The organism is Pseudomonas sp. rhizo66 (assembly GCF_031931925.1).
Classification (GTDB): Bacteria; Pseudomonadota; Gammaproteobacteria; order Pseudomonadales; family Pseudomonadaceae; genus Aquipseudomonas.
The window spans coordinates 15,349-30,421 of the sequence record NZ_JAUJWZ010000022.1 but is presented as its reverse complement, the minus strand read 5'-3'; the positions used below and the strand labels follow the sequence as shown (position 1 = coordinate 30,421).

Sequence of the window (15,073 nt, the reverse complement as noted above, 5' to 3'; positions counted from 1 at the left end):
CAGTGTATGAGACTTCAATGAAGCGATTTTGCTGCCTGTGGGTTATCGGCTGTTTATGGGTTCCCTTGATGGGCTGGGCGGCGCCTGCGCTGCCGTCACATCTCGCACAGTTGTCGGCGAGCCAGCAGCAATGGCTGGCACAACACAATGAATTGCGCGTCGGTCTGGTGTTGCAAGCGCCCTATGCGCAATACGATCGGCGTTTGCAGCGGCTGTCCGGGGCCAACGTCGAGCTGATGAAGTTGTTGGCCAGGACGCTCAATGTCGAATTGAGCTGGCGCAATTTTCAGGATCTCGCACAACTGGAAACCGCCGTGCGTGAGGGCGAGATCGATATCGCTCCGGGCTTGAGTCAAACCCCGAGTGCATTGCGTCTATGGCAGTTCTCCGATCCCTACATGCGCGTGCCGCAACTGGTGGTCAGTGAGCAGAAGGCCAGTGGCGTGGTCGATCTGGAAAAACTCGACAGCCAGGTCCGTGTCGCCGTGCGCATGCCCAGCTCCACCGCGGACTATCTGCGCAGCAACTATCCACACCTGAACCTGCAAGGCGTGCCGCTGGAGCGTCAAGCCTTGCAGTTGCTGCTGAGTCAGCAGGCCGCCTACGCCGTGGTCGATGAGGCGCAACTCGGACGTTTGTCTGTCGAGCCGGAGTTCGCCGAGCTGGTGGTGGTCGGCGATATCGGCCTGCCGCAACTGCTGCGCGTCGGCTCGCGCCGCGATTGGCCGGAGCTGGCCGGCATCGTGCAAAGTGCCTTGCGCGCGATCCCGGCCAAGGATCTGGAGCAATTGCACAACCAATGGCTGCAACCGAAATACCCGCGACTGTCGGAGTCGCCCGGCTTCTGGCAGAACCTCAGTCTGTTGTTTGCGGTGATGCTGTTCAGTTGTGTCGCGATCGTGTTCTGGCAACGCCGCCAACAGCACAGCCTTGAGCAGCGATTACTGGCTGCCCGGGAAGACATCGCCTTGCGCGCGGCCAGCGAAGAAGCGCTGCGGTTGACGCAGTTCTCCATCGATCAAAGTACCGTCGGTATCCTCTGGGTCAACTGGGACAGCCATGTGCGCTACGCCAATCGCGCGGCGGAAATCATGCTCGGCTATCCCTCCGGCGGACTGATCGAACGGCCATTGATCGACTTCGAGCCGGGGCTGCACATGGACCGCTGGCTCAATCTGTGGAAGCGCGCGCGGGCCAGCGAAGAAGGGCCGCTGAGTTTCGAAACCAGTTGCGTGCGCGCCGACGGCAGTGTTCTGCCTGCTGACGTGTCACTGAGTTTTCTGCGCTTTCGCGACAGCGAATACCTGGTGGTTTACCTCACCGATGTGACCGAGCGTCGACGCGCATTGGCGGCGTTGCAGGAAAGCGAGGCGCGTCTGCAAGGTATCGCCGCCAACGTGCCGGGGCTGGTGTTCCGGCTGGAGCGGGCGCCGGTGACCGGGCAGATCGACTTTGCCTACATCAGCGAGGGCAGTGAAACGCTGGTCGGTTACGCCCCGGCTGCTATTGCCCATCGCGACATGGGCTTGCGCAGCCTGGTGCATCCCGACGATAAGGCGAGTTATCACCGCACTCAGGATCAGGCGCTGGACACCGACAGTGACTGGTCATGGCAGGGCCGGATCCTCACGCGTCAGGGCGAGCAGCGCTGGGCCGAGATCAAGGCGATCACCCGGCAACTGGAGGATGGCGCTTACGTCTGGGACGGCATCGTCTGGGACATCTCCGAGAGCAAGCGTATCGAACTGGAGCTGGCGGCCTCCCGTGAGCAACTGCGCGAACTGTCGGCGCACCTTGAAAGCGTGCGCGAAGAAGAAAAGGCGCGAATTGCCCGTGAGGTTCACGATGAGCTGGGGCAAATGTTGACGGTGCTGAAACTGGAAACTTCGATGTGCGAATTGGCCTACGCGCAACTCGATCCCGGTCTGAACGAACGGTTGAACAGCATGAAACGCCTGATTGCCCAGTTGTTTCAATTGGTGCGCGATGTGGCGACGGCGCTGCGCCCGCCGATTCTCGATGCCGGGATTGCCTCGGCGATCGAGTGGCAAGCGCGGCGCTTCGAGGCGCGTACGCAGATCCCGTGTCTGGTGCAGGTGCCGGACAATCTGCCGGCGCTCAGTGATGCCAAGGCAATTGGTCTGTTCCGGATTCTGCAGGAAGCGCTGACCAATGTGATGCGCCATGCCCAGGCGCATACTGTGGAACTGACGCTGGCGCTTGCGGGCGACGAATTGTGTCTGACGGTCAGTGATGATGGCGTAGGATTTGTCCCCGCTGCCGGTCGGCCGACTTCGTTTGGTCTGGTGGGCATGCGCGAGCGGGTGCTGATCATGGGCGGGCGGTTGACGCTGGAGAGTGAGCCGGGGGAGGGCACCAGCCTTAAAGTGTGGGTGCCGGTAGATCGCTGAAACATCGCAGCCTTCGGCAGCTCCTGCATTGATCGCGTTCCCCTGTAGGAGCTGCCGAAGGCTGCGATCTTTTGCTCTTAAAACAACAACCGAGGAGAGTGCAAGTGATCCGTGTACTGGTAGCCGAAGACCACACCATCGTTCGCGAAGGCATCAAGCAGTTGATCGGCCTCGCCAAGGATCTGCAAGTGGTGGGCGAGGCGAGCAATGGTGAGCAATTGCTCGAGACCCTGCGCAATGTGCCATGCGAAGTGGTGCTGCTCGACATCTCCATGCCCGGGGTCAATGGTCTTGAGGCGATCCCGCGAATCCGGGCGTTGAACAATCCACCGGCGATCCTGGTGCTGTCGATGCACGACGAAGCGCAGATGGCCGCGCGGGCGCTGAAGGTCGGCGCGGCCGGGTATGCGACCAAGGACAGTGATCCGGCGCTGTTGCTCACGGCCATTCGCAAAGTCGCGGCGGGTGGGCGATACATTGATCCGGATCTGGCCGATCGCATGGTCTTCGAAGTCGGCCTGACCGATGCTCGGCCGCTGCATTCGTTGCTGTCCGAGCGCGAGTTCTCGGTGTTCGAGCGCCTGGCCCAGGGCGCCAACGTCAACGACATCGCCCAGCAACTGGCCCTGAGCAGCAAAACCATCAGCACTCACAAGGCGCGGCTGATGCAGAAGCTCAACATCACCTCGCTGGCCGAACTGGTCAAATACGCGATGGAACACAAACTCCTTTAAGCAGCACTGTTCCCCCTGTGGGAGCGAGCAGGCTCGCTCCCACAAGGGATCTGCTTTGGATCCGGATTGTGCGCATATCCCTAAGCGACACGCGTTTTTGCCATTGCTTGTGGCTCGCAGCTTGTCGCTTGTCACTGCCTTATCCATTAGCGCCATCCTTGTAGGGCAATCCCTACCCCCAACCTTCCATCCGGCTGAGGCGATTCTCTCCTGCGCCCCGATTTGCGCGGCTGTCAGCAGCCACTAGGCTTAACCCACAAGCAGTCATCAACAACAAAGGTGTGGGTATGAGCCAGGTCGAAACAAACGCAGGGGCCAGCGATGTGCTGGTCAGCTTTCGTGGAGTGCAGAAGAGCTACGACGGCGAGAACCTGATCGTCAAAGACCTCAACCTGGACATTCGCAAAGGCGAATTCCTCACCCTGCTCGGGCCGTCCGGTTCCGGCAAGACCACCAGCCTGATGATGCTTGCCGGTTTCGAAACACCGACCGCTGGCGAGATTCTGCTGGCCGGGCGCTCTATCAATAACGTGCCGCCGCACAAGCGCGACATCGGCATGGTGTTCCAGAACTACGCGCTGTTCCCGCACATGACTGTCGCGGAAAACCTCGCATTCCCGCTGACCGTGCGTGGGCTGAACAAAAGTGATGTCAGCGACCGCGTGAAGAAAGTCCTCAGCATGGTTCAGCTCGACGCGTTTGCCTCGCGCTACCCGGCGCAGTTGTCCGGCGGTCAGCAACAGCGTGTGGCCTTGGCCCGCGCGCTGGTGTTCGAACCGCAACTGGTGCTGATGGACGAACCCCTCGGCGCCCTCGACAAGCAACTGCGTGAACACATGCAGATGGAAATCAAACACCTGCACCAGCGCCTCGGCGTGACCGTGGTCTACGTGACCCACGATCAGGGTGAAGCACTGACCATGTCCGACCGCGTGGCGGTATTCCATCAAGGCGAAATCCAGCAAATCGCGCCTCCACGCACCCTTTACGAAGAGCCGAAAAACACCTTCGTTGCCAATTTCATCGGTGAGAACAACCGTCTCAACGGCCGCTTGCTCAGCCAGAGCGGCGAGCGCTGCGTGGTCGAGTTGGGCCGTGGCGAAAAGGTCGAGGCGCTGGCGGTCAACGTCGGCCAGACCGGCGAACCGGTGACCCTGTCGATCCGTCCGGAGCGCGTCAGCCTCAACGGCTCGAGCGATCAATGTGTCAACCGCTTCTCAGGGAGGGTGGCGGAATTCATCTATCTGGGCGACCACGTCCGGGTGCGCCTGGAAGTCTGTGGCAAGACCGACTTCTTCGTGAAACAACCGATTGCCGAGCTCGATCCAGCGCTCGCGGTCGGGGACGTGGTTCCGCTTGGCTGGCAGATCGAGCACGTGCGCGCGCTTGATCCTCTTCTAGAGGCGAACTGATCGCCCCGGCAATACCAACACCAACCCTGCACGTGGAGAGAACAATAAATGTTGAGATCCCTGAAGTTCACCGCCCTGACCCTGGGCCTGATGGGTGCGGCCAGCGCGATGGCGGCTGGCCCGGATTTGACCGTGGTGTCGTTTGGCGGGGCGAACAAGGCGGCGCAAGTCAAAGCCTTCTATGCACCGTGGGAAGCAGCGGGCAACGGCAAGATCGTCGCTGGCGAATACAACGGCGAAATGGCCAAGGTCAAAGCCATGGTCGATACCAAGAGCGTGTCGTGGGACTTGGTCGAAGTTGAATCGCCAGAGCTGTCCCGTGGTTGCGACGAAGACATGTTCGAACAACTCGATCCGGCACTGTTCGGCAAGACTGAAGACTACGTCAAAGGCGCGATCCAGCCGTGCGGCGTGGGCTTTTTCGTCTGGTCGACCGTACTGGCTTACAACGCCGACAAGCTGAAAACCGCGCCAACCAGTTGGGCGGATTTCTGGGACACCAAGAAATTCCCGGGCAAACGTGGTCTGCGCAAAGGCGCCAAGTACACCCTCGAATTCGCTTTGATGGCCGACGGTGTGGCGCCGAAAGACGTTTACAAAGTGCTCGCCGGCAAGGACGGTCAGGACCGTGCGTTCAAGAAACTCGATGAGCTGAAACCAAGCATTCAATGGTGGGAAGCCGGCGCGCAACCGCCGCAATACCTCGCTTCCGGTGACGTGGTGATGAGCTCGGCCTACAACGGTCGCATCGCGGCGGTGCAGAAAGAATCCAACCTGAAAGTGGTGTGGAACGGCGGCATCTACGACTTCGACGCCTGGGCCATCCCGAAAGGTCTGGACGCCAAGCGCGCGGAAGCGGCGAAGAAGTTCATCGCCTTCTCGGTACAGCCACAGCAGCAGAAGACCTACTCGGAAAACATCGCCTACGGCCCGGCCAACACCCAAGCCGTACCGCTGTTGGCCAAGGATGTTCTGAAAGACATGCCGACCACCCCGGAAAACATCGCCAACCAGGTGCAGATCGATGTCAGCTTCTGGGCTGACAACGGCGAGCAACTGGAGCAGCGCTTCAACTCCTGGGCTGCGAAGTAATCCTTCGTCTGTAGGAGCTGCCGAAGGCTGCGATCTTTTGATTTGCCTTTCAAGATCAACAGATCGCAGCCTCGTTGCACTCGACAGCTCCTACAGGGGTGGTGTGATTTTTGAGTGTTGATGTAATGCGGCATCACAGTGCGTGATGCCGCCCATCCAGAGATTTGCGGAGTACGTCATGGCCATCGCCGTTCCCCTGAACGAGGTCAACAGCCCCACCTTGAAGCAGAAGCTCAAGCACGCCGAGCGGGTCAACCGCTGGAAGGCGCAGGCGCTGATTGCGCCGCTGGTGCTGTTTCTGTTGCTGGTGTTTCTGGTGCCGATCGTGGCGCTGCTCTACAAAAGCGTCGGCAACCCCGAAGTGGTCGGCGGCATGCCGCGCACCGTGGCGGCCATCGCCAGTTGGGACGGCCGTGGCCTGCCCGCTGAACCGGTCTACAAAGCTGCCGGCGAAGACCTCGCCGAAGCGCGCAAAAACCAGACGCTGGGCGATCTGTCCAAGCGCTTGAACATGGAGCTGGCCGGCTATCGCAGCCTGCTGACCAAAACCGCCCGGGCGCTGCCGTTCGCCAGCGAACCGGCCTCCTATAAAGAAGCACTGGAAGGCCTCGACGAGCGTTGGGGCGATCCGGCCTACTGGCAAGCGGTGAAACGCAACACCAGCAGCATCACCCCGTATTACCTGTTGGCGGCAGTCGACCATCGCATCGACGACCTCGGCGAAATCGCTCCGGCCACCCCCGATCAGGCGATCTACCTCGACATCTTCGCCCGCACCTTCTGGATGGGTCTGGTCATCACCGTGATCTGCCTGCTGCTCGCGTATCCACTGGCTTACCTGCTGGCGAACCTGCCATCGCGGCAAAGCAACCTGCTGATGATTCTGGTGCTGCTGCCGTTCTGGACTTCGATTCTGGTACGCGTCGCGGCGTGGATCGTGTTGCTGCAATCGGGCGGGCTGATCAACAGCGCGCTGATGGCGATGGGCATCATCGATAAACCGCTGGAACTGGTGTTCAACCGCACCGGCGTGTACATCTCGATGGTGCACATCCTGCTGCCGTTCATGATCCTGCCGATCTACAGCGTGATGAAAGGCATCTCGCCGACCTACATGCGCGCGGCGATTTCTCTCGGCTGCCATCCGTTTGCAAGTTTCTGGCGGGTGTACTTCCCGCAGACCTATGCCGGTGTCGGCGCCGGTTGCCTGTTGGTGTTCATCCTCGCCATCGGCTACTACATCACCCCGGCGCTGCTCGGCAGCCCGAACGATCAAATGGTCAGCTACTTCGTCGCTTTCTACACCAACACCAGCATCAACTGGGGCATGGCCACCGCGCTGGGCGGGCTGTTGCTGCTGGCGACCGTGGTGCTTTATCTGATTTACAGCTGGCTGGTCGGCGCCAGTCGCCTGCGCCTGAGCTAAGGGGAATTCGAAATGCTGAGTCCTTACATGTCGCCCATCGAACGGGTGTGGTTCTACAGCCTGCGGATTCTCTGCGGCCTGATTCTGTTGTTCCTGATTCTGCCGGTACTGGTGATCGTGCCGCTGTCGTTCAACTCGGGCAGTTTTCTGGTCTATCCGCTGCAAGGCTTTTCGCTGCAGTGGTATCACGACTTTTTCGCTTCGGCGGAATGGATGCGCGCGCTGAAGAACAGCATCATCGTCGCCCCGGCGGCGACGGTGCTGGCGATGATTTTCGGTACGCTGGCGGCGATCGGCCTGACCCGTGGCGACTTCCCCGGCAAATCCTTGGTGATGGCGTTGGTGATTTCGCCGATGGTGGTGCCGGTGGTGATCATCGGCGTGGCGAGTTATCTGTTCTTCGCGCCGTTGGGTTTGGGTAACAGCTTCTTCTCGCTGATTGTCGTGCACGCGGTACTGGGCGTGCCGTTTGTGATCATCACGGTGTCGGCGACGTTGCAGGGGTTTAACCACAATCTGGTGCGTGCGGCGGCGAGTCTTGGCGCATCGCCACTGACGGCGTTCCGCCGGGTGACCTTGCCGCTGATTGCGCCGGGGGTGATTTCCGGGGCGCTGTTTGCCTTTGCGACTTCGTTTGATGAGGTGGTGGTGACGCTGTTTCTCGCCGGGCCTGAGCAGGCGACGTTGCCTCGGCAGATGTTTAGCGGGATTCGCGAGAACTTGAGTCCGACGATTGCGGCTGCCGCCACGTTGCTGATCGCCTTTTCCGTCATCCTGCTGCTGACCCTGGAATGGCTGCGCGGGCGTAGCGAAAAACTACGTACCGCCCAGGTTTAACGGCCAGATCAAAAGCCACCCCCTCACCCCAGCCCTCTCCCCCAGGGGGGGCGAGGGGGAAGGGAGCAGATCGTTGTGCTTTTCATAGTTTGTATTCGACTCGGTATCGCAAGTCGGTGCGCCTCTCCCATCCACCTCGGTCAGTCTTTTTACCTTCAGGGGAACGGGAGCAGATCTTTATGGTTTTCAAAACCTGAGTTCGACTAGGTAATTCAGGTCGGTGTATTGCGAGAGTACAACTCGGTCAGTCCCCTCTCCCTCGGGGAGAGGGCTAGGGTGAGGGGCTCTTGCTCTTGCCCTCAATGGGTCATTCACCACCTGAATAGCAGACAACCCCAAATCCCCAGCTAATCTTGTGCCCAGCTCCCACATCTATAAGAGGCTGCGCACGATGAGTCTGTCCCAGTTCAAAATCGCTCATAAACTGATCACCGGCGCCGCCGCCATCGAACAACTGGCCGCTGAGCTCACGCGTCTGGATATCGACAACCCACTGATCGTCACCGACGCCGCGCTGGTCAAATCCGGCACCGTGGAGCTGGCGCTGGTGCAACTCGGTGGGCGCGACTACGAGATTTTCGACCGCGTGCTGCCCGACCCGGAAATCGCCATCGTCGAAGACTGCATGCGCGTTTACCGCGAAGGCGGGCATGACGGCTTGATCGGCCTCGGTGGCGGCAGTGCCATCGACATTGCCAAAAGTGTTGCCGCGTACGCCGGTTATCACGGTGCGCTGGAAGACCTGTTCGGTGTCGACCAAGTGCCACGCAAGGGCCCGCCGCTGATCGCCATCCCGACCACCGCCGGCACCGGTTCGGAAGTGACCAATGTCGCCATCCTTTCCGACAAAGTCGCGCAACTGAAGAAAGGCATCGTCAGCGACTTTCTATTACCGGACGTGGCGCTGGTCAGTCCGCAGATGACCCTGACCTGTCCGCGCAGCGTCACTGCCGCCAGTGGCGTCGACGCGTTGGTGCACGCCATCGAATCCTATCTGTCGGTGAATGCCTCGCCGATCACCGACTCTTTGGCCCTCGGCGCCATCAAGCTGATCGCCAAGGCTCTGCCCAAAGCCTATGCCAACGGTGCCAACCTGCAGGCCCGCGAAGACATGGCCACCGCCAGCCTGATGGCCGGCATGGCATTCGGCAATGCCGGGGTCGGCGCGGTGCATGCGCTGGCGTATCCGCTGGGCGGGCGATTCAACATTGCCCATGGCGTCAGCAATGCCTTGCTGCTGCCGTATGTCATGACCTGGAACAAGATGGCCTGCGTCGAACGCATGCAGGATGTTGCCGAAGCCATGGGGGTGAAGACTGCTCATCTGAGCGCAGCCGAAGCGGCAGACAAAGCCGTGCAGGCGATGACCGATTTGTGCGCGGCGGTGGAAATTCCGGCCGGCCTGCGCAGTTTCGGTGTCCCGGAAGAAGCGATCCCGGCGATGGCCGTAGAGGCGGCGGGCATTGAGCGGTTGATGCGCAACAACCCGCGCAAACTCAGCGCTGTCGACATCGAGAAGATTTATCGCGCGGCGTATTGAGTCAGCGCCGCTCATCCGTCATGGCATAACCCAATCATCGCGGTCACGGTGCGCGCTTGGAAACTTGAGGTATACAATGCGCGCCATCGTGATTTAGCTCAGAAAAGGTGCGTCATGCAGCCCTTCGTAATTGCTCCGTCGATTCTCTCCGCCGACTTCGCCCGCCTTGGCGAGGAAGTAGACAACGTTCTCGCCGCGGGCGCCGACTTCGTCCACTTCGACGTCATGGACAACCACTACGTGCCAAACCTGACCATCGGTCCGATGGTCTGCGCGGCATTGCGCAAGTACGGCGTCACCGCGCCGATCGATGCGCACCTGATGGTCAGCCCGGTGGATCGTATCGTTGGCGACTTCATCGAAGCCGGCGCGACTTACATCACTTTCCACCCGGAAGCCACGCTGCACGTTGATCGTTCGCTGCAACTGATCCGTGAAGGCGGCTGCAAATCCGGTCTGGTGTTCAACCCGGCGACGCCGCTGGACGTGCTCAAGTACGTGATCGACAAGGTCGACATGGTCTTGCTGATGAGCGTCAACCCGGGCTTCGGCGGGCAGAAGTTCATTCCCGGCACCCTCGACAAATTGCGCGAAGCGCGGGCGATCATCGATGCCTCGGGCCGCGACATCCGTCTGGAAATCGACGGTGGCGTCAACGTCAACAACATCCGCGAAATCGCCGCTGCTGGCGCTGACACTTTTGTTGCCGGCTCGGCAATCTTCAACACGCCGAACTATCAGGAAGTCATCGACAAGATGCGTTCCGAACTGGCGCTGGCTCGCCCATGAGCGGTTTTGAGCAGCTGTTCCCGGGGAAACTGCCACGGCTGGTGATGTTCGATCTGGATGGCACACTGATCGACTCGGTTCCGGACCTGGCAGCCGCGGTGGACACCATGCTGCTCTCCCTCGGCCGTCAACCGGTGGGCATCGACTCGGTGCGCGAGTGGGTGGGCAACGGCGCGCCGGTCCTGGTGCGCCGCGCCTTGGCCGGTGGCATCGATCATTCGGCGGTCGATGACGTCGAAGCCGAGCACGCTCTGGAAGTATTCATGGACGCCTACGGTGCCAGCCATGAGCTGACCGTGGTCTATCCCGGCGTGCGCGAAACCCTCAAGTGGCTGCACAAGCAAGGCGTGGCCATGGCGCTGATCACCAACAAGCCGGAGCGTTTCGTCGCGCCGCTGCTCGATCAGATGAAGATCGGCCGCTATTTCAAGTGGATCATCGGTGGCGATACCTTGCCGCAGAAGAAGCCTGACCCAGCGGCGCTGTTCTTTGTGATGAAAATGGCCAGCATCCCGGCCTCGCAATCGCTGTTCGTCGGCGACTCACGCAGCGACGTGCTGGCGGCGAAAGCGGCGGGGGTCAAATGCGTGGCGCTGAGCTATGGCTACAACCACGGCCGACCGATTGCCGAAGAATCACCGGCGCTGGTCATCGACGATCTGCGCAAGCTAATTCCCGGTTGCCTCGGTTCGGCCGCTGAGATAACGTTGCCCGACGCTGCTCAATCCCATTCTGGAAACGCCATCGTGGTGGTCACTCGCAAACTCTGGATGAAAGTCATCAAGGCCCTGGCCCGCTGGCGTTGGCGCGCCTGACTTGTTCCTGGCCGGCCTGCCGGCGCGTTTGCATACCTGACTGATTTGCCCCTCACACCACGAGGCACCTTATGATCCGCGAAGAATTCCTGCGCTTGGCCGCTGAAGGCTACAACCGCATTCCGCTGGCCTGCGAAACCCTGGCCGACTTCGATACGCCGCTGTCGATCTACCTGAAACTGGCCGACCAGCCCAACTCCTACCTGCTCGAATCGGTACAGGGCGGCGAGAAATGGGGCCGTTACTCGATCATCGGCCTGCCGTGCCGCACGGTGCTGCGGGTTCACGACCATCACGTGAGCATTACCGTCGATGGCGTCGAGACCGAAAGCCACGACGTTGAAGACCCGCTGGCGTTCGTTGAAACCTTCAAGGCGCGCTACAACGTGCCGACCATCGCCGGTCTGCCGCGCTTCAATGGCGGTCTGGTCGGTTACTTCGGTTACGACTGTGTGCGCTATGTCGAGAAGCGCTTGGGCAAGTGCCCGAATCCGGATCCGTTGGGTGTGCCGGACATTCTGCTGATGGTTTCCGACGCCGTCGTGGTGTTCGACAACCTCGCCGGCAAGATGCACGCCATCGTGCTGGCCGACCCTGCGCAGGCGGATGCCTTCGAACAGGGTCAGGCGCAATTGCAGGCGTTGCTCGAGAAACTGCGCCAGCCGATCACTCCGCGCCGAGGCTTGGATTTCAGCAAGCAGCAAGCGACTGATCCGGTGTTCCGCTCCAGTTTCACCCAGAATGATTACGAAAAAGCCGTCGACATTATCAAGGAATACATTCTGGCCGGTGACTGCATGCAGGTCGTGCCGTCGCAGCGTATGTCGATCGACTTCAAGGCTGCGCCAATCGATCTCTACCGTGCGCTGCGTTGCTTCAACCCGACGCCGTACATGTACTTCTTCAACTTCGGCGACTTCCACGTCGTTGGCAGTTCGCCGGAAGTGCTGGTGCGGGTTGAAGACAATCTGATCACTGTGCGTCCGATTGCCGGTACTCGCCCACGTGGCGCAACCGAAGAAGCGGATCTGGCGCTGGAAGAAGACCTGCTGTCGGATGACAAGGAAATCGCTGAGCACTTGATGCTGATCGATCTCGGTCGTAACGATACGGGGCGCGTTTCGGAAATCGGCTCGGTGAAGCTCACGGAGAAAATGGTTATCGAGCGTTATTCCAACGTGATGCACATCGTCTCCAACGTCACCGGCCAGTTAAAACAAGGGCTGACGGCGATGGACGCACTGCGGGCGATTCTGCCGGCGGGCACCTTGTCGGGCGCGCCGAAGATTCGTGCGATGGAGATCATCGATGAATTGGAGCCGGTCAAGCGTGGTGTGTATGGCGGTGCGGTCGGTTACTTTGCCTGGAACGGCAACATGGACACCGCGATTGCCATTCGCACGGCGGTGATCAAGAACGGCGAGCTGCACGTGCAGGCCGGTGGCGGCATCGTCGCCGACTCGGTGCCGGCGCTGGAATGGGAAGAAACCCTGAACAAACGCCGCGCGATGTTCCGCGCCGTAGCCTTGGCCGAGCAAACCCCGGAAGCCTGACCAACACAAAACCTTGTGGGAGCGAGCCTGCTCGCGAAAGCGTTGTGTCAGCCAACATTAATGGCGACTGACCCACCCTCTTCGCGAGCAGGCTCGCTCCCACAGTTGGCTTTGCGTTCGGCCATAAAAAAGCGGCGCCTGTGAGAGCGCCGCTTTTTTTTGCCTGCGATTTAGAAGTCCAGAACGACCCCGACGTTAACGCCTTGCTGGGTAAAGTCATCATCCTTGCGCAGCGAGTAGCCGCCACGCAACGCCAGATCCGCCGTGAGTTTGTGGCTGACGCCCAGGCTCAAACGGTTCAAATGACTCTGCGGCGTGTAGCCCTCAAGTTTGAAGTCGTTGGCCGGCAAGGTATTGAGCGCGATGTTGACTTTCTGCACGTCGTCTTCGTACTCACGCTCGTGAGCGTACTCGCCGAATACCTGGGTTTGCGGGGTGATGTTGTACTTGCCCTGCAAGCCCAGCCCCAGGCGTTTCGAGTCGCGGGTCTGATCATCGAAGGTCAGCGCCGTGGCGCGGTTGCCCTTCTCTGAGTAGCCGTCGACATCGACGCTGGCGTAGTCGGCGCTGACGAATGGCGACAGGTGCCACTCGCTGCCCGGCTGGGCAATGTCGTAACCGACACGAGCGCTGAAGGCCCAAAGGCTGCCGTCAGTGTCGCCTTTCTCCGCGCCTTCGCTGGCGCCGAGATCGAACTTGCGCTTGAGGTTGTCGTAGTCGAGTTTGCCGCCGGTCAACGCTGCGTCAGCCCACCAGCGATTTTGCTGATATTGGGCAAATGCCGTGGCCATGTAGCTGTTGAGTTTGTAGTCGGAATCGTTATGCCCGGCCTCCAGATTCTGCCGGTAGAAACCGCCTGCCACGCCGACGCGCCAGGCTTCATTCAAGCGATAGCTGCCGCCGACGTTGAGGTTGTATCCGCTGCCATCGGCGCTGGCGCCGCTGCTTTGGCTGTCGACATCCAGATGCTGGCCGCCTGCCGAAACAAGGGCGCGCCATTGACCGACCGCTTGCCAGTTCTCCCAGTCTGCTTGCCATTGGTTGCGCAGTTCGTCCTGGTGCGCGCGCACGGTGGCGTTGGCCATTTCCGGCAACAGCGTCAGTTCCCAAGGCGCGGCGAGCAGGGAGTAGGCGTAATCGGAGATCAGTTTTTGCCCGGCCTCGGTCGGATGCACACCGTCGTTGTAGATCAGCTTGGTCGGATCCGGCGTTGCACTGTTGATCCCGTACCGGGCGTTCTCGGTGCAGCCGCTGCCACTGAAGCAGGTCGCGGTCAGGTTCTGGTCGGTCGCGAGACCAAAGCGTCCTGGATCGGCAAACACTTCTGAGAGCAGGACCGGAATATTCAACGGAATGACTTCGGCGTTGATGCCTTGCAGGCGTGTGACCAATTGACTGTTGAACTGAGTGGCGAGCTGGCTGCTGAAGGCTTGCAGCGGCGTACCGTTGATGGCCGGGGTCAGGCCCACATCCGGCAACAGCCAGACCATCACGTATTTGGCGCCGGCGGTTTGCAGGGTTTGTACGCTGTCGGCCAGTCGATCAGCGGCAGCGTTGGCTTGCGGCAGGCTGAGAATGCGACCCTGCAGGAAATCGTTACCGCCGCCGGAGATGTAATACAGCGCATTCGGGTCGGCGCGAAAGCCATTGGAGGGCAGGTAACCGGGGCGGGTGCGTTCGCCCGTGGCAGATTGCGTCGTGATCGAATCGAGGATCTGGTCGGTGCGATAACCGCCCACCGCCCAGTTGTTGCCGTCCGGCTGGCCGTTTTCGGCACGCACTGCGGAGCTGGAAGAGGCTGTCTGGTCTGCGGAAAACCCCAGGCGCCCGCCGAGTAGTTGCGTGGAATTTAACGAATACAGTTCACCGCTGCCATTCTGATAGATCGGCCCGGTCCGGTTGGTGTAACGCTCGGTGGAGCCGGCCGGGCCGCCGGTGTCGGTAAAGGTCCCGGCATCGTTCAGGCTGTCGCCGAAAACGATGAAATTCGAATAAGGATTGGGTGCAGCATTCGCTTGGGCGCAGGCCAGTGCGAGCAGGCAGCCAGCCAGCGGTACAAACAACGTCTGTTTGATCATGAGCAAGTCCGTTTATTTATTGTTGTAGGTGAACGAAACGACAGTACCAAAAACTCCCGGCGTTTTGCCATCGGTCGCGAATCCTCCCCCGGTTTTATCTCCCGCAGCCCCGGCCATATTGCACGCTCCGCCCAGCTAAGTTACTGTGCCGGAACGTATGAACGAGACCTTCCCCGTGTTGATCACCAGCAAACTTCTGGATCAAGTCATCAAGGCACACGCCCGCTGGCGTTGGCGCGCCTGAATCTTTTCTGCCGGCCCCGCCGGATCTGTATCGCTTTGCCTTCCTTGCCTGTTTGAAATGCCGCTGTGCCGACGCGTCCAACTGCGTCCGACATCGTGCAGCGCCCTGCGGGCAAGTGATCTGAAGGCTGTTTTCAAATCAG

The 15,073-nt window shown here is 60.5% G+C and carries 11 protein-coding genes; 10 read left to right on the top strand and 1 reads right to left on the bottom strand.

Annotated elements, in window-relative coordinates:
• The first annotated feature begins 17 nt into the window (after window positions 1–17).
• The 10 genes from QZR14_RS23535 to trpE all read left to right on the top strand — a co-directional run bounded on the left by QZR14_RS23535 (window position 18) and on the right by trpE (window position 12,609).
• Window positions 18–2,411 carry a PAS domain-containing sensor histidine kinase gene (locus tag QZR14_RS23535; RefSeq protein WP_311997875.1) on the top strand — a complete coding sequence of 798 codons (2,394 nt, stop codon included), beginning with the start codon at window positions 18–20 and terminating at the stop codon, window positions 2,409–2,411.
• Between the two features lie 104 nt (window positions 2,412–2,515).
• Window positions 2,516–3,145, top strand: a complete 630-nt coding sequence (locus QZR14_RS23530; RefSeq protein WP_093441901.1) for a response regulator — start codon at window positions 2,516–2,518, stop codon at window positions 3,143–3,145.
• A 287-nt stretch (window positions 3,146–3,432) separates the two neighbouring features.
• The gene (locus QZR14_RS23525) at window positions 3,433–4,557 is read left to right on the top strand and encodes an ABC transporter ATP-binding protein (RefSeq protein WP_311997874.1); all 1,125 of its coding nucleotides are present in this window, start codon (window positions 3,433–3,435) and stop codon (window positions 4,555–4,557) included.
• Window positions 4,558–4,605: 48 nt separating this feature from the next.
• The gene (locus QZR14_RS23520) at window positions 4,606–5,649 is read left to right on the top strand and encodes an ABC transporter substrate-binding protein (protein WP_123454004.1); all 1,044 of its coding nucleotides are present in this window, start codon (window positions 4,606–4,608) and stop codon (window positions 5,647–5,649) included.
• Between the two features lie 178 nt (window positions 5,650–5,827).
• A complete protein-coding gene (locus QZR14_RS23515) occupies window positions 5,828–7,075 on the top strand; it encodes an ABC transporter permease (RefSeq protein WP_311997873.1) in 1,248 nt (415 codons plus the stop codon).
• A 12-nt stretch (window positions 7,076–7,087) separates the two neighbouring features.
• Window positions 7,088–7,912: an ABC transporter permease gene (locus QZR14_RS23510; protein WP_093097808.1), complete on the top strand. Its 825-nt coding sequence runs from the start codon at window positions 7,088–7,090 to the stop codon at window positions 7,910–7,912.
• A gap of 391 nt (window positions 7,913–8,303) precedes the next feature.
• Window positions 8,304–9,452, top strand: a complete 1,149-nt coding sequence (locus tag QZR14_RS23505) for an iron-containing alcohol dehydrogenase (RefSeq protein WP_311997872.1) — start codon at window positions 8,304–8,306, stop codon at window positions 9,450–9,452.
• Between the two features lie 114 nt (window positions 9,453–9,566).
• Complete coding sequence (gene rpe / locus QZR14_RS23500; protein ID WP_311997871.1) at window positions 9,567–10,241, top strand: ribulose-phosphate 3-epimerase; 675 nt, start codon at window positions 9,567–9,569, stop codon at window positions 10,239–10,241.
• Window positions 10,238–11,056, top strand: a complete 819-nt coding sequence (locus QZR14_RS23495; RefSeq protein ID WP_250607950.1) for a phosphoglycolate phosphatase — start codon at window positions 10,238–10,240, stop codon at window positions 11,054–11,056. Before rpe ends, QZR14_RS23495 begins: the two co-directional genes overlap by 4 nt.
• A gap of 71 nt (window positions 11,057–11,127) precedes the next feature.
• On the top strand, window positions 11,128–12,609 hold the full coding sequence (trpE, locus tag QZR14_RS23490; protein ID WP_311997870.1) for an anthranilate synthase component I: 1,482 nt from the start codon (window positions 11,128–11,130) through the stop codon (window positions 12,607–12,609).
• Between the two features lie 170 nt (window positions 12,610–12,779).
• On the opposite strand, the gene estP is transcribed toward trpE, so the two are convergent.
• Entirely contained in the window at window positions 12,780–14,687 is a 1,908-nt protein-coding gene (estP, locus tag QZR14_RS23485; RefSeq protein WP_250607954.1) for an esterase EstP, read from the bottom strand.
• Between the last annotated feature and the right edge of the window lie 386 nt (window positions 14,688–15,073).

Bases quoted from the DNA above. Each gene is read 5' to 3' on its own strand.
- rpe (WP_311997871.1), top strand. From the start codon at position 9,567: ATGCAGCCCTTCGTAATTGCTCCGTCGATTCTCTCCGCCGACTTCGCC.
- estP (WP_250607954.1), bottom strand. From the start codon at position 14,687: ATGATCAAACAGACGTTGTTTGTACCGCTGGCTGGCTGCCTGCTCGCA.
- QZR14_RS23525 (WP_311997874.1), top strand. From the start codon at position 3,433: ATGAGCCAGGTCGAAACAAACGCAGGGGCCAGCGATGTGCTGGTCAGC.
- trpE (WP_311997870.1), top strand. From the start codon at position 11,128: ATGATCCGCGAAGAATTCCTGCGCTTGGCCGCTGAAGGCTACAACCGC.
- QZR14_RS23510 (WP_093097808.1), top strand. From the start codon at position 7,088: ATGCTGAGTCCTTACATGTCGCCCATCGAACGGGTGTGGTTCTACAGC.
- QZR14_RS23495 (WP_250607950.1), top strand. From the start codon at position 10,238: ATGAGCGGTTTTGAGCAGCTGTTCCCGGGGAAACTGCCACGGCTGGTG.
- QZR14_RS23515 (WP_311997873.1), top strand. From the start codon at position 5,828: ATGGCCATCGCCGTTCCCCTGAACGAGGTCAACAGCCCCACCTTGAAG.
- QZR14_RS23520 (WP_123454004.1), top strand. From the start codon at position 4,606: ATGTTGAGATCCCTGAAGTTCACCGCCCTGACCCTGGGCCTGATGGGT.
- QZR14_RS23535 (WP_311997875.1), top strand. From the start codon at position 18: ATGAAGCGATTTTGCTGCCTGTGGGTTATCGGCTGTTTATGGGTTCCC.
- QZR14_RS23505 (WP_311997872.1), top strand. From the start codon at position 8,304: ATGAGTCTGTCCCAGTTCAAAATCGCTCATAAACTGATCACCGGCGCC.